General features: G+C 45.6%; 20 protein-coding genes. 18 read left to right on the forward strand and 2 right to left on the reverse strand.

What is annotated here, in order from left to right:
• Window positions 1-4 precede the first annotated feature (4 nt).
• The 9 genes from H1230_RS09925 to H1230_RS09965 all read left to right on the forward strand — a co-directional run bounded on the left by H1230_RS09925 (window position 5) and on the right by H1230_RS09965 (window position 9,903).
• A complete protein-coding gene (locus H1230_RS09925; RefSeq protein ID WP_239715310.1) occupies window positions 5-1,648 on the forward strand; it encodes a 3-keto-alpha-glucoside-1,2-lyase-like domain-containing protein in 1,644 nt (547 codons plus the stop codon).
• A gap of 266 nt (window positions 1,649-1,914) precedes the next feature.
• Window positions 1,915-3,228: an ABC transporter substrate-binding protein gene (locus H1230_RS09930; RefSeq protein WP_239715311.1), complete on the forward strand. Its 1,314-nt coding sequence runs from the start codon at window positions 1,915-1,917 to the stop codon at window positions 3,226-3,228.
• Between the two features lie 26 nt (window positions 3,229-3,254).
• The gene (locus H1230_RS09935; RefSeq protein ID WP_239715312.1) at window positions 3,255-3,704 is read left to right on the forward strand and encodes a carbohydrate ABC transporter permease; all 450 of its coding nucleotides are present in this window, start codon (window positions 3,255-3,257) and stop codon (window positions 3,702-3,704) included.
• Window positions 3,647-4,150: a carbohydrate ABC transporter permease gene (locus H1230_RS09940; RefSeq protein ID WP_239715313.1), complete on the forward strand. Its 504-nt coding sequence runs from the start codon at window positions 3,647-3,649 to the stop codon at window positions 4,148-4,150. The genes H1230_RS09935 and H1230_RS09940 overlap by 58 nt, the downstream gene beginning before the upstream one ends.
• Window positions 4,151-4,162: 12 nt before the next feature.
• Window positions 4,163-4,975 carry a carbohydrate ABC transporter permease gene (locus H1230_RS09945; protein WP_239715314.1) on the forward strand — a complete coding sequence of 271 codons (813 nt, stop codon included), beginning with the start codon at window positions 4,163-4,165 and terminating at the stop codon, window positions 4,973-4,975.
• 201 nt (window positions 4,976-5,176) lie between these two features.
• Entirely contained in the window at window positions 5,177-6,289 is a 1,113-nt protein-coding gene (locus H1230_RS09950; RefSeq protein WP_239715315.1) for a cache domain-containing protein, read from the forward strand.
• The gene (locus tag H1230_RS09955) at window positions 6,262-6,942 is read left to right on the forward strand and encodes a sensor histidine kinase (protein WP_239715316.1); all 681 of its coding nucleotides are present in this window, start codon (window positions 6,262-6,264) and stop codon (window positions 6,940-6,942) included. The genes H1230_RS09950 and H1230_RS09955 overlap by 28 nt, the downstream gene beginning before the upstream one ends.
• Window positions 6,943-6,957: 15 nt before the next feature.
• Window positions 6,958-8,556, forward strand: a complete 1,599-nt coding sequence (locus H1230_RS09960) for a response regulator (RefSeq protein ID WP_239715317.1) — start codon at window positions 6,958-6,960, stop codon at window positions 8,554-8,556.
• A gap of 75 nt (window positions 8,557-8,631) precedes the next feature.
• Complete coding sequence (locus tag H1230_RS09965) at window positions 8,632-9,903, forward strand: ABC transporter substrate-binding protein (RefSeq protein ID WP_239715318.1); 1,272 nt, start codon at window positions 8,632-8,634, stop codon at window positions 9,901-9,903.
• Between the two features lie 157 nt (window positions 9,904-10,060).
• Here the strand turns inward: H1230_RS09965 and bglX are convergent, their stop codons facing one another.
• Window positions 10,061-12,226 carry a beta-glucosidase BglX gene (gene bglX / locus H1230_RS09970; RefSeq protein ID WP_239715319.1) on the reverse strand — a complete coding sequence of 722 codons (2,166 nt, stop codon included), beginning with the start codon at window positions 12,224-12,226 and terminating at the stop codon, window positions 10,061-10,063.
• A gap of 455 nt (window positions 12,227-12,681) precedes the next feature.
• Here bglX and H1230_RS09975 point away from each other — a divergent pair, with 455 nt between their 5' ends.
• The 7 genes from H1230_RS09975 (at window position 12,682) to H1230_RS10005 (ending at window position 20,259) form a co-directional block, all read left to right on the forward strand.
• The gene (locus tag H1230_RS09975; RefSeq protein ID WP_239715320.1) at window positions 12,682-13,617 is read left to right on the forward strand and encodes an ABC transporter permease; all 936 of its coding nucleotides are present in this window, start codon (window positions 12,682-12,684) and stop codon (window positions 13,615-13,617) included.
• Window positions 13,618-13,647: 30 nt separating this feature from the next.
• On the forward strand, window positions 13,648-14,544 hold the full coding sequence (locus H1230_RS09980) for a carbohydrate ABC transporter permease (RefSeq protein ID WP_239715321.1): 897 nt from the start codon (window positions 13,648-13,650) through the stop codon (window positions 14,542-14,544).
• A 71-nt stretch (window positions 14,545-14,615) separates the two neighbouring features.
• A complete protein-coding gene (locus H1230_RS09985) occupies window positions 14,616-16,193 on the forward strand; it encodes a DUF3502 domain-containing protein (RefSeq protein ID WP_239715322.1) in 1,578 nt (525 codons plus the stop codon).
• Window positions 16,194-16,262: 69 nt separating this feature from the next.
• Window positions 16,263-17,285, forward strand: coding sequence for a LacI family DNA-binding transcriptional regulator (locus H1230_RS09990; RefSeq protein ID WP_239715323.1), 1,023 nt, complete (start codon window positions 16,263-16,265; stop codon window positions 17,283-17,285).
• Between the two features lie 49 nt (window positions 17,286-17,334).
• Window positions 17,335-18,222: a sugar phosphate isomerase/epimerase family protein gene (locus H1230_RS09995; RefSeq protein WP_239715324.1), complete on the forward strand. Its 888-nt coding sequence runs from the start codon at window positions 17,335-17,337 to the stop codon at window positions 18,220-18,222.
• Between the two features lie 196 nt (window positions 18,223-18,418).
• Complete coding sequence (locus H1230_RS10000) at window positions 18,419-18,850, forward strand: MarR family winged helix-turn-helix transcriptional regulator (RefSeq protein ID WP_239715325.1); 432 nt, start codon at window positions 18,419-18,421, stop codon at window positions 18,848-18,850.
• Window positions 18,851-18,870: 20 nt separating this feature from the next.
• Window positions 18,871-20,259, forward strand: coding sequence for an MATE family efflux transporter (locus H1230_RS10005; RefSeq protein WP_239715326.1), 1,389 nt, complete (start codon window positions 18,871-18,873; stop codon window positions 20,257-20,259).
• A 110-nt stretch (window positions 20,260-20,369) separates the two neighbouring features.
• Here H1230_RS10005 and H1230_RS10010 read toward each other — a convergent pair whose 3' ends face one another.
• Window positions 20,370-21,476: a GerAB/ArcD/ProY family transporter gene (locus tag H1230_RS10010; RefSeq protein ID WP_239715327.1), complete on the reverse strand. Its 1,107-nt coding sequence runs from the start codon at window positions 21,474-21,476 to the stop codon at window positions 20,370-20,372.
• Between the two features lie 175 nt (window positions 21,477-21,651).
• On the opposite strand from H1230_RS10010, the gene H1230_RS10015 reads away from it, so the two are divergent.
• The gene (locus tag H1230_RS10015; protein WP_239715328.1) at window positions 21,652-23,181 is read left to right on the forward strand and encodes a spore germination protein; all 1,530 of its coding nucleotides are present in this window, start codon (window positions 21,652-21,654) and stop codon (window positions 23,179-23,181) included.
• Complete coding sequence (locus H1230_RS10020) at window positions 23,162-24,385, forward strand: Ger(x)C family spore germination protein (RefSeq protein WP_239715329.1); 1,224 nt, start codon at window positions 23,162-23,164, stop codon at window positions 24,383-24,385. Before H1230_RS10015 ends, H1230_RS10020 begins: the two co-directional genes overlap by 20 nt.
• The last annotated feature ends 106 nt before the right edge of the window (window positions 24,386-24,491 follow it).

Raw genomic sequence — 24,491 nt, forward strand, 5'->3', positions numbered from 1 at the left:
TTATATGCGAAAAAAATTATTCAGTTCGTTCACCGTCTTCATCTGTCTGATTATGCTGCTTACGGCAATCCCGGCTTTTGCGTCCAACGGGCCAATTGTATGGGGAACATCATCCACGATAACGGATATTAATACCTTTACGGATGCGGGGACGGATGCCCGTGGGCTTAGGCCCGGAACCTTTGGAGCCGAATATGCGCGAATGGTTAAGCTGGCCAACGGGGATTGGCTGGCAGTCACCGCTATTTATGACAACAACGGCTATACCAAAGTCTCCTGGGGTGGGACCCGCCTGCAAGTATTCCGCAGTACGGACAACTGCCGGACCTGGTCACTTACAGCCACGCTATGGGAAGAAGGCCGTGACTTGGACAATGGGCAGCTGCTTCAGCTTTCCAATGGCGACATCCTCCTGGCTATGCGTTCGGTCCGGTGGCAGGAGTCCTATCAGCTCAGAGTGTACAAGAGTGTAAACGGAGGTTCCAACTGGAGTTATCTAAGTACGATAGATCAGAATAATGGGACGGTCGGTTCCTTGGGAAATCCAGATAAGGGGGTATATGAGCCTCACATGCAACTTCTGGATGATGGCTCGGTTGCTGTAATGTATGCGAATGAAAAGCACGTAACCGAAACTCCCTCCTACAGTCAGATCATTTCCGAGAAAATCTCCACCAATGGCGGAGCCAGCTGGGGAAATGAAATTTACGTAGCTTGGGACCCGGCAAATGCCGGTGCGCGTCCCGGGATGCCGGTATGGACCAAGATGACGAATGGACAGTATATTGTGACGTTTGAGGTCTGCGGAACCCAGAACTGCAAGGTTTTCACCAAAAAAAGTACGGATGGGAAGACCTGGGCAAGCGGGATCGGGACACAGGTATCCAGCAATCAGCAGGGTGGGCCGTACCTCCTGTCCCTAAGTGACGGACGTCTTGTTCTTAGTTCCAACTCTAATGTTCTCTCCTTAAGCAATGATTTTGGAAATACATGGATTGATAATGATCCCGTAGCTTTTGGGAACTCCTGGTGGGCGGCACTTTATCAGACGGGTGCCAACGAAATTGCCATGATTGATTCCGTGGAGCGGAGCGTGGGTGGACATAATGTTCAGGTACGGTTCGGAACCTTAAGTAGCTCCTACACGAACGATTTTGCAGCCAATGACAGCGGATGGGTCCATTATGGGGGAACCTGGTCGGTAAGCGGCGGAAGCTATAATGTTAATTCGGTGAATGCGGATAAGTCGGTGCTTACCCCTTACCCTTCCAAGATGAACTATACGCTTGAAGGTGACATGAAGCTCAATAACAGCGGACAAGGAAGTTTAGTCTTTAATCTGTCCAGTCCGGCCACCGGAGCCGATCTGCAAAAGGGCTATGCTGCAGGCATTGATTCCGCGGGCTCCATCTGGTTGGGTCGCTTTAATAATAGCTGGACGTCTCTTCAGTCGGTAACGGCGTCCATTGCCACAAACACTTGGTACCACATGAAAATCACCGTAAATAGTGGAACCATTAAGGTGTATGTGAACGATATGGCCGTGCCTAAGATCACCTATGCCGATGCAACGTTTACTTCAGGAAGTGTCGGTGTGCGTGGAGGCTTTAACAACAGTGTGAGCTTTGACAATATCCTAGTGAATTAGTCCTGTGTTTATGGAGCCCTTAGGGGCTCTTTTTTTTAGCCAATGAAGCCGTTTACATATCCGAACCTTACGATTCACCACCAGTCTTAAGATCTTCCACCTCCAAAGGAACAAAGCGCTATAAACATCTTTCATTTGTTTCTAATGAGCGGCGTTTTGTCGGTTTAAGACGGATTGTAATCACAGTAAAGTAGGTATTAAGAAAGCCCTTACATTAGGCAAATGGGCTCTTCCAACTACTATTTCTTCAGGAGAGGGTTGTTTACATGGGGATTAAAAAGAGATTTGCAAGTTTATTAACAGCTGGGTTGACACTGACTCTGATTACGGCGGGCTGCTCATCCGGCACCAAAGATAACGGGGAGGCAAGCACCGCAAGCAACCAGCCGTCAAAGACGGAGAGCACAGGAGGCAGCCCCGTCGAGATTTCCTTCTGGAACATGTTCGGTGGTGGCGAAGGCGATTTCGTTGATCAAATCATCAAGAACTTCAATGATTCCCAAAAGGAAGTGACTGTGAAACAACTGCGGCTGGAGTCTAATGAGTACTATGCCAAGCTCAGCACGGCACTGTCTTCTTCCAAAGGTCCTGATGTGGCCGTGGCCCACGTAGACCGTATATCTCCGTTCGTGAAGGCCAAACAGATTGTGGCTGTGGATGAGCTGGCGGCGAAGGTTGATTTTGATCTCACGCAGATTTCCGAATCGAATATCACAAGTGTCTCCTATGACGGTAAACCTTACGCTGTGCCGCTGGATACTCACTTTCACATGTTTTATTACAATAAAGATATCCTGCAAAAAGCGGGGCTGCTGAACGAAGATGGTACACCGAAGCTAGGCGATATGACTCCAGAGGGATTTGAAAAGACGCTGGCAGATATTCAGGCCAAAGTGCCGGATGTGCAGGCGATTGCTGTGAACACTCCGTATTTTCAGGAGCCCTTTCTAAATCTGTATTATGAAGCGGGTGGAGATATCCTGAATGCGGATATGACCAAAGCTAGCATCAATAATGATAAAGCGCTGAATGTTCTGAATTTCTATTTGGATCTATACAAGAATAAATATGCCGATCTCAATGATAAGACACCTTGGGACACGTTCCATAACGGCAAAGCCGCCTTCTGGTTCGGCGGCGTGTGGGAAGCAGGGCTGCTCCTGGGTGACAGTACGCTGAATATTGGTGCCATGCCGCTTCCTCCTATCTTCGGAAGTCAGACACATTGGGCCAGCTCCCATACTTTGGTCATCCCTACTTATGTAACGCCAGAGAAGCAGGTTGCCGCAGCCAAGTTCATGAAATACTTCTCTGAAGTTGGCGGAGAAATTTGGGGGCAGGCGGGACATGTGCCAGCCAATAGCAAGGTAACTACAAGCGAAGCCTACAAGCAGCTTCCTTACCGCAGTGAGTTCATTGAGGCCCAGAAGACCGTGAAATTCGCGCCACCGACTGACAAATATACGACTATCATCACAACGATTTCCGAATCTCTGCAGAATATTATCTTCGGCAGCGAGACTCCGAAAGATGGACTGGCGAAGCTGGATAAGGAGATTAACGAGGTTCTGGACAATTAGATTAGATCAGTAAGGAGAATGAATGGATGATGGAGAGGACTTTAAGAGAGAACAAAGGCTCTGCCCTGCGCAGGGCAGAGCCTTTGCACCTACTGAAAGAATTGAAAGCAATTCTGTATTTAATTCCGTTTCTAGTACCCTTCTCGGTATTCTATTTATGGCCTGTGCTGCGCGGTGCCTGGATGAGCCTGCATGTCTGGGGCATTCAGGGAATGGAGAAGTATGTGGCTTTGGCTAACTACCGAAAAATATTTGTCAACGCGGATTTCTATTCCTACTTGTGGAACTCATTCTATTTTGTGCTCCTGTGCACGCCGACTGTAATCATTTTGGGACTTGTGCTGGCGCTGATTATTAATCAGAATATCCGGATGCGGACCTTAATCCGCTCCGTGTTTTCTTGCCTTATGTGTTGTCGGTGTCTGTGGTCAGCTTCATCTGGCTGCGTTTATTCGATGCTAAGAATGGTCCAGTGAATGCTCTTCTGCATGCGCTTGGACTTCCGGTTGACATCAATTGGCTCACAGACCACCGTTTCGTCTGGTGGAGCGTAGGGTTTGTCATGGTGCTGTTTCTTGCCGGACTGCAGGAAATTCCCACCGACCATTACGAAGCGGCCAAAATTGACGGTGCGAATGCCTGGCACAGATTTCTGCATATTACACTTCCGGGCTTGTCCAGCGTGATGAAGATTCAGATTTTTTATCAGATTATCAACTGCTTAAAGCTGTTCGGGCAGGTGCAGATCATGACCGGAGGCGGACCGGGAGATTCCACCAATACCATGATTCGTTATATTTATGTAACTGGGTTCAAAAAAGATATGTTCGGCCTGGCCGTAGCGCAGTCAATGGTTTTCTGCTTCATCATGCTGCTTATTGCCGTCGTTCAATTCAAAATTACCGACCGGAAAGACGGATGAGGAGAGAAAATCATGAATAAGGTCGCTTTAAACATCATTGCTGTTTTACTTGCACTCCTGTTTGCTTTTCCACTGCAGTGGATGTTCCTGACCTCCCTGAAGCCTGATGGTGTGAATGTATACACGCTTGCCGATTGGGTGAACTGGTCCGATCTGAATGCAGACAACTATGTCAAAGTAGTCCGTGACTCGCAAATATTGCGCTGGACATGGAACAGTTTGGTGATTGGCGTGCTCACGACGGTCATTTCCATTCTGTTCAGCTCTCTTGCGGCCTTCTCCTTCTCCAAACTGCCTTTTCGGACCCGGGGGATCTTCTATGTTCTGATTGTTTCAGGATTGCTTATTCCGACGGAAGCGATATTGATCCCGCTTTATGAAACAGCGCTGCATTTGAACCTCATTGATAATATTTGGGCGATTATTTTGCCGGGACTGACGAATCCAATCGGTATTTTGCTGCTGAAGCAATTTATGGATGGTGTGCCCAAGGATTATATCGAAGCCGCACAAATTGATGGTAGCCCCTATTTTCGATTATGGTGGAGCATCTGCCTGCCGCTTACGCGTTCAGCTATGGTATCGGTGGGGATTTTCTTCTTTATTCTTTCTTGGAATAATTTCTTGTGGCCTTACCTGGCTATCACTTCTGAGGAAAATATGATTTTGTCGGCAGGGCTGCCCACTTTTTTGTCGAATAATACAATGTCTTTGAACTTGATCATGACCGCAAGTGCGATTGCGGCAATTCCGACCATTATTGTGTTTATTCTGCTTCAGCGTCACATTGTCCAGGGTGTCGCCATGTCCGGTGTCAAAGGATAAGCTTGGACAAGAAGAAATGGCTTCGCCGTCCTATTATGGACGGTACCCGCTTCTTCGAGAAATATAAGGATAAGTTATCATGAGAACATATAAATTCTTATATTTCAAGAAAGGATTGGAAACATGGCCCATCCATCTGACGGTTCCGTTCATTCCTTTCGCCTTCGTTTAATCTCCTGGATAAAAATATGGAAGAGCAGCATGCGTTATAAATGGATGCTGCTCTTAATACTCTTCTCCTTGACACCACTGGTTGTCATGGGGATTATTTCTTTTTCCATATCCAAATCAACTATTAATGATAAGGTGACACAATACTCCGAACATTTGCTTTACCAGACTGTCGATAATTTGGATACGCGCCTTGGCATCTATAAAGATATGATGATGCAGGTTCTAAATAACAATGAAATTATAAATATGCTGCGGACGCTTGATGAAAGTGCTGCGGTCAGCTACGATGTGGATAGCCTGTCACTTACGACGAAGCTGTCCACGATCGTGGCGATCAATCAGGATGTGCAGTCCATCTCCTTTGTGTCGCAGAAGCATTACATAAAAGGAATATACCGCTGGAGCAAGAGGACCCGCACAGAGGTGAATCCGTTCCTCTTGACCCTTGAGGATGGCAGCAATTTCCGCTGGTATTCCACCCGTTATGGAACCTATGTGGATAGTCTGAATTCCCAGAGCAGCTACGTTTTCTCATTGGCCAAGCAATTGTATAAAATATCCGATGACAGTCCTCTAGGCATTATTGCCGTTCTGGATATCCGTGAGGATGTAATGAAAGAACTGATATCCAAAGCGGTGACCAACAATGAGGATTTGCAAAGCTTTGTTATTGATGGCAGTGGAATGCTAGTTTCTTATCCGGACAGCAGGCTGATCGGCAAAAATGTGACTGAGGTGCTGGGGACATCCGGTTATGAGCAAATTAAAAATTCGGAAACAGGCGAACAAAGATTTCCGCTCACCTATAAGGGCGACTCTTTGATTGTTAATACCAAAAAGTTGCATAGCAATGATTGGGTGGTCGTAAATGTCATTTCCAAGGCTGCACTTTATCAGGATTCGAACCGTCTGCTGCAGATTTTTGTCATCATCGCACTGCTCTGTATTGTCTTCTCAATCCTGGCCGCGGTCGTGCTTGCCAACTCTATTACGAATCCCATTCTTAAAATGATCCGTCTGATGCGGCAGGTGATGTCCGGAGAATTGACCGTTCGATATAAAGCGAAAGCCGGCATGACGAATTTGATATATTGGGCGACAACTTTAACTATATGGTCACGCGAATCGATGAACTGTTGAAAGCGGTCTATGCGGAGCAGGACCAGAAGAGGGTAGCAGAGCTAAGAGCGCTGCAAGCGCAGATTAACCCGCATTTTCTGTACAATACGCTTGATATGATCAAATGGACAGCGCTGATTCAGAAGGCCAACAACGCTGCGGAAATGGTAAGCCTGCTATCACGGCTGTTGCGTATCAGTCTCGGTAAGCCCGAAGAGACAGTTACTGTGGAAGAGGAAATAGAACATGTGCAATGCTATTTGGGCATTCAGAAGTTTCGTTTCAATTACAATATTGAAACAGAGTTTGAAATGGATGATGATGTGAGGCTGTTGCAGACGCCCAAACTGATCTTGCAGCCTATAGTTGAGAATGCGATGATTCATGCTTTTGCTGACCAGGAGTCTGGAGGCCGGATCACCATTTCATGCTGCAAGGTTCCGGGCCAAGGTGTACGGTTTGAGGTGGCGGATAACGGCAAGGGAATGGACCCCGCATTTGCCCGCAGCCTTCTGACAGAGCCAATCCCCGGTGCGGGGAAAACTGGAGGAATAGGACTGGCCAATGTAGATGAACGGATTAAGCTCATTTGTGGAAAAATGTACGGTATTGAAATTCAAAGCGAACCCGGAATAGGAACCACCATTAGGATCATGCTTCCTTTGATGACGTAGAGGGGGATAAGCTACATGCACCGTGTCATTATTGTAGAAGATGAGTTTATTGTAAGATATGGAATACGCTCCATGATTGATTGGGAGAAAATTGGGCTGGATTTGATCGGCGAGGCTGCCAACGGAAAAGAGGCGCTGGAACTTATCGCAACTGGCATGCCGGACATTTTGATTACAGATATCAAAATGCCCGTGATGGATGGCATCGAGCTTATTGCCGAAGTGCGGAGAATCTCTCCGGATATCAAGATCATCATTCTCAGCAATCTGGAAGACTTTCAATATGCCAAAGAAGCGATCAAGCATGGCGTATCCGAATATATGATTAAATCAGATATGATGCCCCGTGACTTTGAGCAGGCCTTGCTGAAAATCAAGGAAAACCTGGATGCGGCCCGAAATAGCAAGTCCGACCAAACGCTGCTGTTTCGCTCTGAGCCAGCGCACAAGGAGAGCTTTTTGCTGGACCTGCTTGAAAGAGGAAGCGGAAAAATAAGCGAAGAGGGACAAATTCTGGAGAAATTTGGTCTGTCTCATTTTCACCCCACGTATTTGCTGCATATTAGCCTCAATGCTTCAGAGCTGGGGTATGCGGAACGGCAGTCCTTGATACGCCGTAATCTGGAGCAGGAAGGGTTGCCTTACAGCCGGACTTATGAAATTTTCCCTGATCGGCAGGGTGAAATTAATGTATTGTTTAGCGCTAGTGAAAGCGAAGGGAACGCTGGCGGTGCCGAGACAGAACTATTGAGACACCAAGCTGACCAGATCATTCACCGCTTATTCGAACAGAATGGTTTGAGCGCGACCCTTGGCATTAGCGGCCGGATTCGTGAATGGTCAGAGGTCAAGATCGCGTATGCCCAAGCGGTGAGCGCAGTGAAACAAAAGCTGTTTCTCGGAAGTGGACGCGTTATTGTGCACGGAAGCGATGATTTGCGGATAAACGTATCTCCAATGGAGACCATTGCCATCAGTAGCCTTCAAGTCCAGTCCATGGTATATGCCTTTCAGTCCAAGGAAATTACGGAGTATATTGAGCAGCTGTTTGAGCAGTTGGCTGTAAGGCGGGATGCGGAGCTTGTACAGATCATTTCACTTGAACTACTAATGATTCTAATGACCCTATGGCCTGATGTCTCAAAAGATGCCCAGCAGGTGCTGGAGCTGAAGAAGCGGTACTTCGAGGAACTATCCCAGTTGGAAACACTGGAACAGAGCCGGCTGTGGTTCATTCAGGCTTTTGATACTTTGGTGCAGCACATGATTGAGATCTATAAAGGTGATCGCAGCAGTATTATTAAGGCGACCCAATATATCCAGCAATATTATCATCAGGAAATATCGCTACAATCTATCAGTAGCCTGGTGCATCTGAGCAAGAACTATTTCGCCAATTTATTCAAGAAGGAAGTAGGAGAAAGCTTTCTGGAGTATTTAACCCGGATTCGTATCGAGAAGGCCAAGACACTGCTCACGGGAGAACTGAAGGCGGGGGAAGTAGGCGGTTTGGTTGGGATTCAGGACCCGAAATACTTCTCCAAAGTCTTCAAGAAAATTACGGGGTTATCCCCCTCGGAATATCGTAGTTTGGTCCGGGAGATTCATAAATAAGGAGTAGCGGCTTTGATTATTGTAAGCGCTTGCCAAAATTGGCTGAAGTCGGCTTGAATCAGGAGGTGAAGATGGATGACAGGAATAAGCCGGATTCCGGCGATTCTGCTGATGTTCCTGTTCCTCCTACCGGGATGTTCAGATTTTTCCTCCGGGGAACGGAATGAACCGCCCAATCCGGTGCCTGTGGAGATCTCCTTTTGGAATCCTTTTGGCGGAGGGGAGGGTGAATTTGTAGAGCAGATTATCAAGAATTATAACAGCACTCAAAATCATGTGTTTGTGAAGCAGCTGCGACTTGAGTCTAACGACTATTATGCCAGATTAAGAATTGCCCTGTCACTGGGCAAAGGGCCGGATGTGGCCGTTGCTCATTCGGACCGTTTGTCGCCATTTGTCAAAGCCAAGCAAATTCTGCAATTGAATGCGCTGGCGGAGCAGGCGGGATTTGACTTCAATGAAATTGGCGAATTAAATACTCAGAGCGTGAGCTACAACGGTCAATATTTTGCTGTGCCCCTCGATACCCATTTTCATATGCTCTATTATAATAAAGATATTTTGTCCAAAGCGGGGTTGTTGAATCCTGACGGAACACCGAAGCTGGAAGAGGCCACACCGGATGGTTTTATCCGTTTTCTGCGGCAAATTCGCTCGCGAGTACCAGAGGTGCAGCCTTTAGCGATCAATACGCCTTATTTTCAGGAATCTTTTCTGGATCTGTATTATGAGGCGGGGGGTGAATTGCTCAGTCCGGATATGAAAAAAGCGGCTGTATACAATGACAAGGCGGTACAGGTCATAAAGTTTTATCAACAGCTCTTCGCTGAGGGACTCAGCGATCTGAAGGATAAGACACCGTGGGATTCTTTTTATAACGGGCAAGCCGGAATGTGGTTTGGCGGGGTATGGGAAGCGGGGCATCATCTCGCCAATAAATCATTGAATATCGGAATCATGCCTATTCCACCGATATTCGGCAGTTCTGTGCACTGGGGAAGCTCCCACACTCTAATTATTCCAGCTTACGTCAGTGAGCAGAAGCAGGAAAGTGCGATGGACTTTATGAAGTATTTCTCCGAGGTGGGCGGCACGATCTGGGGACAGGCGGGGCATATTCCTGCGAATCTTTCAGTTGTGCAGAGCGCTGACTATCAGGAGCTTCCGTATCGTAAACTGTTTATTCTTTCGAGGAATAATGTGAAGTTTGCGCCTAAAACGGATAAATATTCGGCACTCTACACCGCTATTTCCGAGGATCTTCAGAACATGATGCAGAATCAGATTCAACCGGAAGAAGGTCTGAAGGCTCTAAACAGAAGACTGGATCAGATTCTGGAGAACTGAATACTCAGGCAGCAGTTGCCATAAACAATCGTATTGCTCTTGCGAAAAGCAGTGGCGCTGCGTTTGTTTATAGTTTGTGCACGAGCAGAGCTGTACGACAAAAGCGCCCCACTCATTGCAGAGGGGGGCGCTTTCAGTTGTGGAGCTATATCACAAGTCAGCCGATCCAGATACGCTCTGTAAACAGATCATCGGAGTTTCGGCCAAGCATAATATCAAATTCTCCAGGCTCAAATATAAGCTTGTCGTCCTTGCCATAGAACATCAGCATGTCCTTGGTAATTTCGAAGGAAACTACCTGTTTCTCATGCGCTGCTAATGAAAGTTGCCGGAAGCCCTTCAACTCTTTAACCGGGCGCACAACACTTGCACTGACATCGCGGATGTATAGCTGGATGGTTTCTTTGCCAGCGTGCTCAGAAGTGTTCTCTATCGTAATTGAAGCATGAATGATATCAGTTGCTTCAACAGCAAAGTCGCTGTAAGCAAAATGGGAGTAGCTCAGACCATAGCCAAAGCAGAACAGAGGATCATTGGGACAGTCCAAATACCGAGTTACATAACGCACTTGCGGATATTGAGGATCATAAGGCCGTCCCGTTTGATAGGCATTGTAATAAACCGGAATTTGCCCTACCGTGTAGGGAAAACTCATGGATAAACGTCCAGATGGATTATAATCCCCGAACAGCACATCCGCTAGTGAATTTCCTGACTCCGAACCCAAAAACCAGGCTTGTAGCAAGGCATCGCTGGCAGCAAGGATAGGCTTCAGCTCCAGAGGCCGGCCACTGAATACAATGGTGACGATCTTTTTGCCGGTATCTTTCAAGCGCCAGATCAATTTCTCCTGATTGGCAGACAGACGCAGGTTGGTCTTGCTGCCGCCTTCCCCGGTATCTTCCTGGTTCTCTCCAACAGCGGCGAGTATCACATCGCAATCCTTCAAGTGATGGAACGCTTCTTCCACCTGATCCTCCACATCATAAACACCCTCGAGCATACTTCCGAGCTCGCCGGTCATGGCTGTGAGAATATCCTCGACAGAGGTTTTTTGGGAAATACCATTATAGAGCGATACAGCCGAATCCTTCTCTTTCTCCGCCCCTGCCCAGCCGCCCAACACATGAACAGAGGTAGCAAAGGGACCGGCAAGGCCAATCTTCATGCCCCGCTTAAGCGGCAAAGTATCATTGTCATTTTTCAGCAGTACAACCGAACTGGCCCCAAGTTCCCGCGCTGCCTGTAAATGTTCCGCGCAAGGTTCAGTGGCCTCATCCAGTTGTGGATCGGCATCCTTAAATGGATTCTCAAACAAGCCCAGCGCATCTTTGAGTTCAAGAACTCGGATAACAGCTTCATCGATCAAAGCCACATCAAGTTTACCTTGTTCGACTAGATCGGAGCCGTGATTGAGATAATGAGTGGACATCATCTCGATATCAACGCCGGCAGTCAAACTTTTCTCAGCAGCCTCACTGCCACCGCTTGCAGCGCCATGAGGAATCAGCTCATTTACGGAATTGAAATCGGCAATTGTAACGCCATTGAAGCCCCACTCCTCCCGCAGAATGCCGCGAAGAAGCTGTTCATTTCCTGTTGCCGGTATCCGGTCTACCGTGTTGAACGCGGTCATGACCATGGCCACACCAGCATCCACCGCCGCTTTGTAGGCAGGCAGATAAAATTCACGCAATACACCGGAGGACACATCCACCGTATTGTATTCGCGGCCGCCCTCGGGCGCACCATAACCGGCGAAATGCTTGACACAGGCAGCGATGCGGCCTTTTTCCTTGAGGTCTTTCCCCTGATAGCCGCGAACCATGCTCTCGGTAACCCGAGCATTCAAATAAGGGTCTTCCCCGGAAGTTTCCATTACACGGCCCCAGCGCGGATCGCGTACGAGATCGGTCATTGGCGAGAAGGTGACATGAATACCAGCGGCCGCACTTTCCTTGGCTGCTATTTCGGCAAATCGTTCACAGGCCTCCAAGTCAAATGTGCAGCCCATAGCTAGGGGAATCGGCAAGATGGTCCGGAAGCCGTGAATGACATCCGCCATAAAGAGCAGGGGAATCTTCTGGCGACTGGTTTGCAAATGCCGGGTTTGCAGCTCAATCACATTCCTGGCTCCAGTACCGTTCAGAACGCTGCCGATATTCTCCATGATATGTGGCTTAATATTGAGCTCCTTGAACGGACCGGTTAAATCTACAGTATCGTCCAAACCCCAATAATAAGGTCCAAGTTGCGTTAATTGAGCTAGTTTTTCTTCCAGTGTCATTTCATTCAAAAGATCTTGGATAAACAGTTTAGTCATGGAAATCTCCCTTTTCGTTAAGGCACTGAAGTTAGTGTGATAAATGATATGAAATTTGAATACATGGGTAAATTATTAATAGAAGCAAATACAAAGGGTATGTTAGTAAGAAAATAAATAGAAACGTTTCCATAAATGATATGCCTCAATTTTATCCTCAACTCAAAATAATGTCAATTACTCTTGGATTGTTTCCTAATTATTGTATTTTCGAATAATTATTGTGATTTAAAGACTTGCATATCTGAAAATATTTATTTGACAGCGTATACAACAGGGGCATATACTCCTAGTAAGGGGAATGTTAATAAGGCAAATGGAAACGTTTCTATTATGTTTCAGAAGTTTTCACTTCTCTATATAAAGCAGTAACTTCAAATTATGATGTGCTAACAAGAGGATTTATCGTAGGCATGCATTTGTATGAATGCATAGAGCAAATGGAGGTGGACTTATTGGCAAGGTTTAAGCTTACTGGTGGAAATATTGTCCGGGAAGTCATGAAGAACAAAGTTTTATTTCTTATGCTGTCACCTGTAATCGTATATTTTCTTATTTTTCACTATGCGGTGATGCCCGGGGCATATGTCGCATTTGTTGATTACAATCTCAGCAAGGGTATTTTCGGAAGTCACTTTATCGGCCTGAAGAATTTCGAGTTTTTGGTTCAAACAGGCGAACTCTGGAACATTACGAAAAATACGCTACTGTACAACATCGTCTTTCTAGCCTTGGGGAATATCATTCAGATCTTGTTTGCCATCATGCTATCGGAAATATCGGGCAAATGGTTCAAGAAAATTTCCCAATCGGTTATTCTCCTACCTAACTTTATTTCGATGGTTATCGTTGGTGTATTTGCTTACAACCTATTCAATTTCAACTCTGGATTTATCAATACATTACTTGCCAATGGCGGATTAGATCGTTATGAATTTTATTCCGATCCGGGCATCTGGAAGTATATTATTGTGGCCTTCAAAATCTGGGCAGGTACCGGATACGGAATGATTGTTTATTTGGCGACAATAACAGGCATTAGCCATGAGTTGTATGAGGCTGCTTATATCGATGGGGCGACCACCTGGCAGCGGATTCGCTACATGACTCTACCTATCCTGAAGCCTACGTTTATTCTGCTCCTGCTCTTCGGTATGGGTGGCATTCTAAAGGGTTCGTTTGATCTGTTCTACAATTTGATCGGAACTAACTCTGTGCTTTATCCACAGACGGATATCATTGATACCTATGTCTTCCGTTCCTTGGTGGGGCAATTCAACTTCTCCATGGGTGCGGCAGTGGGCTTCTACCAATCCTTATTCGGCCTGATTCTGGTGCTTGTAGTGAACTATATTGTACGTAAGGTCGAACCGGACAGTGCTTTGTTCTAAATAATTCGGAAATTAAACAGGGGTGATGAAATGCATAATTCAAAAATAAAACAGGATTCTGGAAGTACCGTCATTAAGTTTTTCAGTTATATTTTTATCACTATCTTTGCGCTGATCTGTGTGTTCCCTTTCGTCTTAATGATCTCCTCCTCTTTTATGAACGAGCAGGAAATTGTCCGCGAGGGCTACAAGCTACTGCCCAAAGAATTTTCCTTTAAAGCTTATGAGATGCTGCTGAACAACTCCACCAAACTGGTAGATGCTTATCAGGTCACTATTTTTATCACCGTAGTGGGTACTGTACTTGGGCTGTTTATGATGTCGATGGCGGGCTTCGTTCTCAATCGCAAGGATTTCAAATACCGCAACTTCTTTTCCTTTCTGATTTACTTCACGACGCTCTTTAGTGGCGGCTTGATTCCAACCTATATTCTGATGGTCAAACATCTGCATCTTAAAGACAATTTGTTCGCTATGATTCTGCCAGCTGTGGTAGGAGCATGGTCCATCTTCCTGATGCGTAATTTCATGAAGGCCATTCCGGATTCCCTATACGAATCCGCTACGATTGATGGTGCAGGTGACTTCCGCATCTACTGGAGGATCTTTATTCCTTTGGCGGTTCCCTCACTAGCTACCATTGGTCTTTTCTCGGCACTTGGCTTTTGGAATGAGTGGTATAACGGGATGCTGTATATCAGTGACTCTACCAAATACCCTCTGCAATACTTTTTGCAGCGAATGGTCAGTCAGACCAACCTCCAGTCTTTAATCAACTCTGGAGCTGTTATTAACACTGCTGATCTTCCGACTCAATCCATCAAGATGGCTACAGCGGTGCTGGCTACCGGCCCAATTATTCTCTTGTATCCATTTGTACAGCGCTATTTTGTAACAGGCCTCACCATTGGGGCAGTAAAAGGTTAATGGATGTCTTCTTTCCTGGACGTTTATTATAAATGAAAAAATTTAGAAATAGAAAAGGGAGGCTTACCTAAATGAAAGGTAAAAAGATTGTGTCTTCATTAATTGCCGTTCTCATGCTTACCGGTTTATTGTCAGCCTGTTCATCCAACAAGGAAAGTGATTCCAACACTTCTCCGGATGCTTCCGGAACTCCGGCAGCAGCAACTGAAGTTGGCGGCGTTGATATTTCCAAGGAAGCCAAGTTAGTGTATTACCTCTGGGGCAGTGAAGGTGTTGCCAACAAGGCCATTCTTGCGGAAATTAACAAGAAACTTAAGGCAGATCTGAACGCTACCATTGAAGTGAAATATATTGATTGGCCGGATACGGCTACTAAATACCCGTTGTTATTCGCTTCTGGTGAAGAGTTTGATATGTCGCATGCCTCTCCTGGAGCGCCAGTTTCTTATTTTACATTAGCTAGCCAAGGCGCTTTAGTGGATATCACGGATATGCTCGGCAAAGTGGCTCCTAAGCTGAAAGCGGAAATTCCTGAAAGTGTATGGAAGAACACCGAATATAAAGGCAAAATCTATGGGGTTCCTAGTTTATATAGCGAATTCACTCCAGCTGGTTATGCCTATCGTTCAGACTTGCTGAAGAAATACGGCATGGACAAAATTACCTCATTGGATGATATGACGAAATACATGGATAATGTTGTCGCTAATGAATCTTTCCCGCCACTTAATGGTAAAGCGGAAGATGCACAGAATATGTTCAGAATGCTGGTAGATACCACTGATATGTGGCTTGATGCACCTGGTATCTCTTTAAATGAGCTTAACCTGGTTACCAAAAGTCCTGAGGACTATAAAACCGTCATGCATCCAGCTTTCACCCAGGAGTTTGAAGATTGGGCAGTGAAGATGCGTGAATGGGCGGATAAAGGGTATTGGGAGAAAGATATTCTTTCCTCAAGTCTGGGTGGCAAAGATAACTTTAGAGCAGCAAACTCTGCCGGTTATATGACCCATGCTCAGGACTGGATTGGCCAATATGGTGCAGATTTGAAGTCACAGCCAACATCTGATCCTTACTTCTTTACCTTCGCTGAAGCTAATAAGAAGATCAAACGTAAATTGGGCGTAGATAACTCTACCGTTATCAGCACAAGTTCGGCAAATCCAGAACGCTCACTGATGGTTATTGAGAAGTTTATGACCGATGAAAGCTACTACAACCTTATTCAATACGGAATTGAAGGCAAGCAATATGTCATCGAAAACGGTGTCAAGAAGAACCCTCCAGGCTTCAATGAAAAAACAGATGGCGGCGGTTTCTCAGCTTGGTCATTGAGAAATGATAAATTTGTGATTCCAAGTGATACAGAAAACCCTATTCGCAACACCCTGTTCGCTGATTGGGATAAAGTGGCTATTAATGATCCTTACAGTGGCTTTAGCTTTGATCCAGCGAATGTGACAACAGAAATCGCTTCCATTTCCAACGTGAACTCACAGCTTGGTATTCAGCTGATGCTTGGCAAAACAAGCAAATCACCAAAAGAAGCGGTTGCAGAATACCGCGATCAGCTGAAAAAAGCAGGAGTTGACAAGGTCATTGCCGAAGTAGAAAAACAACTTGCTGAATTTGTTCCTGCTAAATAAAGGAAACTAAAGGTGTAAGGGAGCTATAGTATTAACTATAGTTCCCTTACCCATAAATGGGGGAGTTTAGTGGACGTAAATATTAAGGATATCGCGCGGATTTCCGGTGTCGGCATCTCAACGGTTTCCAGGGTAATCAACAATAAGGGACTGGTAAGCAAGGCCACACGAGAGAAAGTTCTGAATGTGGTCAAGGAATATAATTACGTTCCCAATTCCAATGCGCGGAATTTAAAAACTACCCAATCTAAAAATATTGCACTCATGGTCAAGGGGATTACCAATCCCTTCTTCGCCAACATGATCAGGGAAATTGAACGTCAGGTCAACTTACGGGGTTACCCCTTTCTCATCCATCAAGTTGAGGACGGAACGGATGAAATTACAGCAGCTGTGCAGTTGGTTAAGGAAAAAAATCTTTGCGGAATTATCTTCATGGGCGGTACCTATAATCATTCCGAAGAGAAGTTCAGACAACTGAATATTCCTTTCGTGCTGACGACGATTACCACCACCCAAGAGGTTGACCCTGACTTATTCTCAAGTGTCATTATCAATGAATTTAAGGAGGCCTACAAGGCCACCAATTATTTAATCTCACTTGGTCATACGAATATTGGCTTCCTGGCGAAATCACCGTTACTGATTGAAACTACAGGTAATCGCCGATTCCTGGGTTACAAACAAGCGTTAGAGGAGCATAATCTTCCTTACGATTCTCAACTGGTGGAAGATTGTGAATACAGCCCAAGCTCGGGGTTTAATGCTACACGAAGACTGCTCAACAAGAACAAGGGAGTAACGGCTATTTTTGCAGCATCTGATACGATTGCCATGGGCTCGGCCAAGGCTGTGCTTACCGCTGGCCTGTCTATTCCCGATGATATCTCGATCATCGGCTTTGATGGCATTGAGATGGCTGAATATTATCATCCTTCTCTCGATACGATCAGCCAACCGGGCACAGAAATGGCTTTATCCAGCGTGGGTGTCCTTTTTGACCTGATTTCCAAACGCTCAGGCAACCAGCATATTGTCTATGATGCAGTATTGCTCAAACGAGGTTCCTGCAAGATGATCAATACTCATTAGAAAATTCTGCTCGACCTTCATATAAACCAATATCGGGGTGGTGAATGAGATGCAAGATACATTGAGAATAGGTACTTTAGTACGAGGCGGAGAAGCGCTCAGAGTCATTCCGCAAATTGTTCAGCATGGTTTCGAATCGTTCAACTTAAACTTTTGGCAGAACACTGGTGACACAAATCTTGTAGAGACGGCTGCGCAATTACGAGAAATGGCCGCTGAGCATGATTTTGTAATCTCTTCGGTTGGGGTGTATGGTAATCCGCTCGCAGGTACAGGTGACCATGCCGATACTTTGGCCAGTTGGGAGCGTCTGATTGATCATGCACATTTATTCGGCACGGATCTGGTATGCGGATTTACCGGACGGCTGCCTGGGATGTCGATTGACGAGTCGCTACCTAAATTTGCAGAGATATTCGGTGAACTGTCAAAAAGAGCAGCTGACCGAGGAGTTAGAATTGCTTTTGAGAATTGTGCCATGGGAGGAAACTGGCAAACTGGTGAGTGGAACATCGCCCACAACCCTACAGCTTGGGAGAAAATGTTCAACGCTGTTCCGGCCGACAATCTGGGTCTGGAATGGGAACCTTGCCATCAGATGATCGCACTGATTGATCCGATTCCACAGCTGCGCAAATGGATGGACAAGATATTCCATGTACATGGCAAGGATGCCACCATCGCTTGGGATATTGTCAAGGAATATGGCATTCATGGTCCAAAACAGTATGTTTGGGACCGGACACCAGGCTTTGGCGACACCAACTGGGTCGATATCATCACCATTTTGCGCCAGGCCGGCTATAAAGGCACCATCGACATCGAAGGTTTTCATGATCCTGTCTACCGGGACGAGCTAGAAATGACCGGTCAGGTCCATGCGCTGAATTATTTGAAGCACTGTCGCGGGGGTAGCTTTGTACCTAATCCGCTTTAATACTGCACGAAGCTCAGGGTGTAACGTTCTTAATCATACTCCTTTTCAGTACTTGTCTAACCACAGGTTCTGGAGAGGAGTTTTTGTTGTGTAGAGCATTAGAATAAAGGTTAGATCATTGACAGTTAGAAATCTATGTATTATGATATCCATATTACTTAGACTTCTAACTAAAGTGCATAAGGGGGTAATTTCAATGAGCAGGACCATTTTAAATACGCCTTTTTCGGATTTGTTCAGAGAGGTGGGCATGAAAATAAAAAGGACGGCTGATGAGAGGCTGAATGAGCTGGACCTAAACTCTCCGCAGGGACGTTTGATCGGTTATATCTATGAGAATCAAGAGAAAGGCGTTATTCAAAAGGACTTGGCGGAACACTCGAACAGAAGAGGGGCCAGCATTACCAGTATGCTTCAGGGGCTGGAGAAAAAAGGCTATATTGAGCGTGTAGTATCGGAGAAGGATGAACGGCAAAAAAATATTTATGTTTTGGAAAAAGGTGCTCTTTTAGTAGAAGAGTTTAATCAGATTTTCACTGAAGTAGAAGCAAGCATTACCAGCAACCTGAGCCCAGAAGAAGTTGAAACCTTACAATCCTTATTAATAAAAGTGAGATCAAGCTTATAACTACGTTTGGAGGACTGACGATGACCAAAGAATTTACGAATCAATATTATTTAGAAACGGCGCCGATCAAGAAGGCTATTGCCCATTTATCTATTCCTATGATGATAGGGATGTCTGTCGGAACCATTTACAATGTCATTAATGCTTATTTTATCGGCCTATTGCACAACACCAGTATGCTGACGGCGATTACGCTGGGATTGCCCATTTTTACAGTCTTGATGGCCGTTGGGAACGTGCTCGGGGTAGGCGGCGGAACCTTTGTTACACGTTTGGCTGGGCAAAAAGAGGCGGAGAAAGGCAAGCGGATTGCCGGATATGCCTTTTATGGAAGTTTGATTGCCGGTATTCTGCTCGCCCTCGTTGCTTTTTTGGCGATTAACCCGATCACGCGGCTGTTGGGTGCGGATGCAGCTACTTTTGATTACACGAGAACCTATGTGATCACTCTTTTTGCGGGTGGATTCACCATTGTGCTGAATTTTGCCTTGGAACAACTTGTGCGCTCGGGAGGTGCCTCCAAAGAATCGATGTATGGAATATTTATCAGTACAGCCCTCAGTTTGATCTTTGATCCGCTCTTCATTCTAGTGCTGAATTGGCATGTGGCTGGCGCCGCACTGGGTATGATTGTAGCGAATATGGGTTCCGCCATTTATTACATCTATTTCTTGGAGAAGAAAAGTGAGCATCTCAGAGGATTTTTGCGCTATTTCAAGATCTCCTTCAAAGACAAAGTAGAAATTTATAAGATAGGTGTGTCTGAGTTATTTCAGGCTGCTTTCATCATTGTCACTACCCTGTTATTGAATAACTTCTCCATGGAATATGGGGACAGCGTGGTAGCTGGATTTGGGGTAGCATTAAGAATTGTTCAGGTACCAGAATTTCTGTCGATGGGCTTATTCCTGGGCCTGATTCCGCTCTTTGCCTTTAATTTTGCCAGTAAGAACCTAGCCAGACTTCACTCAGGCATTACATATGCTTTTGTCTACATCGGAAGCATTTCTATTGTGTTTGTAGGTTTGGTTTATCTTTTCAGAAAAAGCATTATTCATCTCTTCTCAAATGATCCTTCGGTGTTGAGTGTAGGAACCACTATATTAGTGGCTATGCTGATCTCAGCCTTATTTAACGGATTCACCGGTTTATTCACAAGTATCTTCCAATCGACCGGACAAGGGATGGCGACGGGGGTTATGTCGATAACTCAAGGCGTATTGTATATCCCGATGCTTATCGCCTTGCATTACTTCTTCGGCTTGCATGGTGTGATCTGGTCCATGACTGTGACTGAGGTGATTATGAGCATAATGGGACTCACGTTATTTATTATTTTTAATAAAAAACTAAAACATACGAGTAGTGAAGAGGAACCGAAGGGATCGATTGCATCTCCGTCTGTGTAATCCAAATGGAAAATCCTCTTTAGAGGACGATATTCCCAATAATTATAGTAGTTTGATAGTTGTAGCGTTTCGTAACTATGACTGTAAATGGAGTCATTTTTAGGTCTCTTTTATGAAGAGTTGGTAGCAAGCCGTTTCCTGATATGATAAACAATTAACATCATGAGCGGCAGAACGAAAGCATAGGTGAAATCCCAATCCACCCAGTAGACAGGGATTTCTTTGATATAGAAAATAATGTCTTTAGCAATCAATTGGGTAAGCCCAAAAATCAGAAACCCGACAGGGAAAATCAGGGGGCGGTGGCTTTTGAGCTTTAACAGTTGGGCTGTACCCAAAGTAAATGCGTAGAAATAGAGCGCTGTTTTGAAGTAGGTGCTGATAATCCATGTGATAGCCATAAAAGCTTCAATCCGTTGCAGGAAATTGGCAATATTAATTCTTTGAGCCAGGATATAAGATGCGTAAAATTGATGTTCCGAGGAAAAAACACCTAAGACCGTAAGGGAAAGGAATAAAATGAGGTTTAGTCCAACCGCCCCGAGGAACAAGGCTATGAAAATATCCCGGCTTGTTTTGCTATGCTTCCGGGCATAGGGATATACCATGAAAAACACACAAAGTTCTCCGAAAGGATAAAAAACGCCAAACATAATGGTGTGAAGCATGTCAGGCAAGGGTGTGTTAAGGATGGGGTACAAGCGGTCCAATTGGACTTGCGGAAACAGCAGAAGCAGCAGACTCATCAGGAATATTGCGAACAAAGGGAAAAAAAGCTGGGCTGCCCGGCCCAATGTTTCCAGGCCAAGGTGCAAGCCGTATACCAACAGGACAATAGCCATGAAACGGATGACTTCGCCTGGTGTCCTTTCGTAAATCTGTGTGCACATAAAATCTTCAATTTCTCTGACATAGGTAGAGGCCGCAAGCAGGAAGAAAAATAAATAGTACAAAGCCACAGCCCCTCCGACCCATTTCCCCAAAATTTGCAGGCTCAGTTCGATAATATTTTTGTTTGGATCAATGTTGGCCAGAGTTATCATCAGCTTAACGAGTGCCAGACCGAGTGGAATACTAATCAAAGCCGCAATCCATGCATCTTGCTTGGCTCCACTTGTCATTGTCGTAGGATACACAAGTGCCATATCCCCAATGAATGTGAACAGACCGAGTATAACCATTTGACTTGTGCTGATCCGATCTTTCTCCAGACCCATATCGTACCTCCTCATCTGCTGTGTAATTATTTTCATAATATTTCACTTTAGTTCCTTAGTATGGTTGTTGTTGCCAGAATTATGCTATCCGGGATTATAATCTAGGTTCAGGAATAATTATCAATATTTGCACCAAACTATAGGCAGCTTGCTTACGGGAAGTGGAGGCTGCAACATGAATGATACGGAGATTGGTAAATTATCTTGCCGGTTGGAAAGCAACATTGAGCAGCTGCATAAATTGTTGGGTGAAAGCTCAGATTTGGTGATAAAAGAGTTGCAGTTGGAGCAGGATACTCATGTCTCTTTGATTTACATAGACGGTCTTGTGGATACACAGTTGTTTCATAACTCGATTTTGTATTCGCTGCAGGACAGCAGTTCCTCCGAACTGCTGCGGGAGCTCGATCCCGAGCAGAAGATTGAGATGATGAAGAAAAGGATATTGATGGCCGGCGATCTCTCCGTAATTCATGATTACAGCCAATTTGTCCACGATATGTTGTCCGGCAATGTCATGCTGCTCTTGGACGGGACATCCACCGCACTGCGGATCGGGTTGCCCGGCTGGGAGGACCGCAATGTAAGTGAGCCAAGTTCGCAAACGGTTGTGCGGGGGCCGATGGAAGGGTTCACCGAAAACTTGCGGACGAATACAGCGCTGGTCCGGCGGAAAATCAAAGACAGCCATTTATGGCTGGAAACCTATCAGATCGGCAAGGTGACTCAGACCAGCGTATCCATCATGTATCTCAGTAACTTAGCGAACAAAGATTTGGTGCTGGAGGTTAAGCGTCGACTGACAAAGATTGATACGGATAGTATTTTGGAGAGCGGATATATCGAGGAGTTTATTCAGGATAAGGCGGCTACGCCTTTCCCTACCCTATACAATAGTGATCGTCCCGATACGATCGCAGCGGGAATTTTGGAAGGCAAAGTGGCCATTCTTACCGATGGAACTCCTTTTGTACTGCTGGCCCCCACATTTTTTGTGGCCTTTTTTCAGTCGGCCGAAGATTATTACCAAAGATCCGATATTTCTACTTTGCTGAGGTTTGTTCGATTTATTTCATTTTTCATTACTTTGCTTGCGCCTTCTCTATATGTTGCGATTACTACCTATCATCAGGAGATGATCCCTACCACTCTTGTGATTAGTTTGGCAGCCCAACGGGAAGGTGTCCCTTTTCCAGCTTTTGTGGAGGCGCTGTTCATGGAGCTGACTTATGAGATTTTGCGGGAAGCAGGAGTGAGAATACCTAAAAATATCGGTCAGGCGATTTCCATAGTCGGTACACTGGTTATTGGGCAAGCGGCAGTTGCAGCGGGCTTTATTTCATCCGCCATGGTAATCATTGTATCCATTACGGCGATTTCAAGTTTTGTAATTCCGGAGACGGGGATGGCGGTAGCTGCGCGTATGATCCGTTTTGTACTTATTGTCCTAGCCGGATTTATCGGATTGTACGGAATCTTATGCGGTATTATTGTAGTCGTGCTGCATTTGGCGAGCTTGCGTTCGTTCGGAATGCCCTACATGAGTCCGTTCGGACCCTATAATTCAAATGATTTGAAGGACTCGATATTTCGATTTCCATGGCCTCTGTTGAAAACAAGGCCTGAAGAGAATAAAACACAAGACCTAACCCGTCAAGGTACATCCAATCATGAGGTAGCTGCAAATGAAAAGAAAAACAAGTGAAGTCATAGCCCGCTTGCTGCTTGCCCTGCTGATTCCAGTGGTGCTCAGCGGATGTTGGGAAAGGCACGAACTAAATGAAATCGCCATTGTACTGGGAATCGGTCTCGATAAGGCCGAGTCTGGCTATACCATTACGTATCAGGTGGTTATTCCGTCCGCAATTAGTTCGCAGGCGGTTGGAGGCGGTGGAGGTGGTGGAGTCCCGGTAGTTCTTTATAAATTCACGGTGCCTACGATGTATGAAGCTCAGCGTCAGTTTAACTTGGAAAGTGCGAGAAGGGGTTATCTTGGTCATATAAGGGTGCTGGTTATTGGAGAAGAGCTTGCCCGGGCGGGCGTGAGCGAGACACTGGATATCTTCAAAAGAAGCCGGGAACCACGCATGGATTTCTACGTTATGGTTGCTGAAGGCACCACCGCCGAAAATGTCCTGAATGTCCTCACCCCGTTGGATAAATTGCCGGCCAACAAATTATTTAGTTCCCTGGACAAATCCTATAGAATTTCGGCCAAAACGGTCGCGGTCACGCTGGATAAGTTCATTGAGGACTTGTTAGACGAAGGGAAAAATCCTGTGCTGACGGGAGTAGAAGTTGTAGGTGATTCCAGTGAAGGAGGGGATAAAACCAATATAGAACGGATCACGCCTAAAGCAAGATTGTCTTATCATAGTGTAGCTGTGTTCAAAGAAGACAAGCTGATCGGTTGGCTGGATGATGAGGAGACGATCGGTTACAACTATATCATCGACAAGGTAATTACAAATACGGGCTCTGTAACAGGGGAAGACGGGAAGCCTATAATCATCGAGGCGCTGAAGACTTCAACCCACCGTAAAGTTAAATTCATCGATGGAGAGCCACATATTTACCTTAACGTTAAAGCGATTTGCAATGTTGAAGAAGTGCAGAGCAAAGAAAATCTGGAGGCGGAAAGTACCATTAGAAAATTGGAAAGTGCCACGGAGAAGCGGATCCTAGGGCGGATGCAAAATGCCGTCGAACAAATTATTAAACGCTACAATGTTGATATTCTGGGATTCGGACAATTGATCTACCATACCAGCCCCAAGGCTTGGTCAAGGCTGCAACATGAAAAAGGTGACGATTACTTAAAGTCGTTGCCCATACATTACAAAGCTAACGTAATAATTAACCGGGTCGGCACAACGGATAAATCTTTTTTTGATGAAATCAAGGAGTGAAGCGAAATGGTGTTATTGTTATTTTTAGCGATTGCTGCGGGTTGTGTAGCTCTTGATTTGCCATCATTAATGCGTAAGCGCCGACTTCGTGACCTAAGCGTGTACT

Origin of the sequence: Paenibacillus sp. 19GGS1-52 (assembly GCF_022369515.1) — a bacterium.
Lineage (GTDB): Bacteria > Bacillota > Bacilli > Paenibacillales > Paenibacillaceae > Paenibacillus_AQ.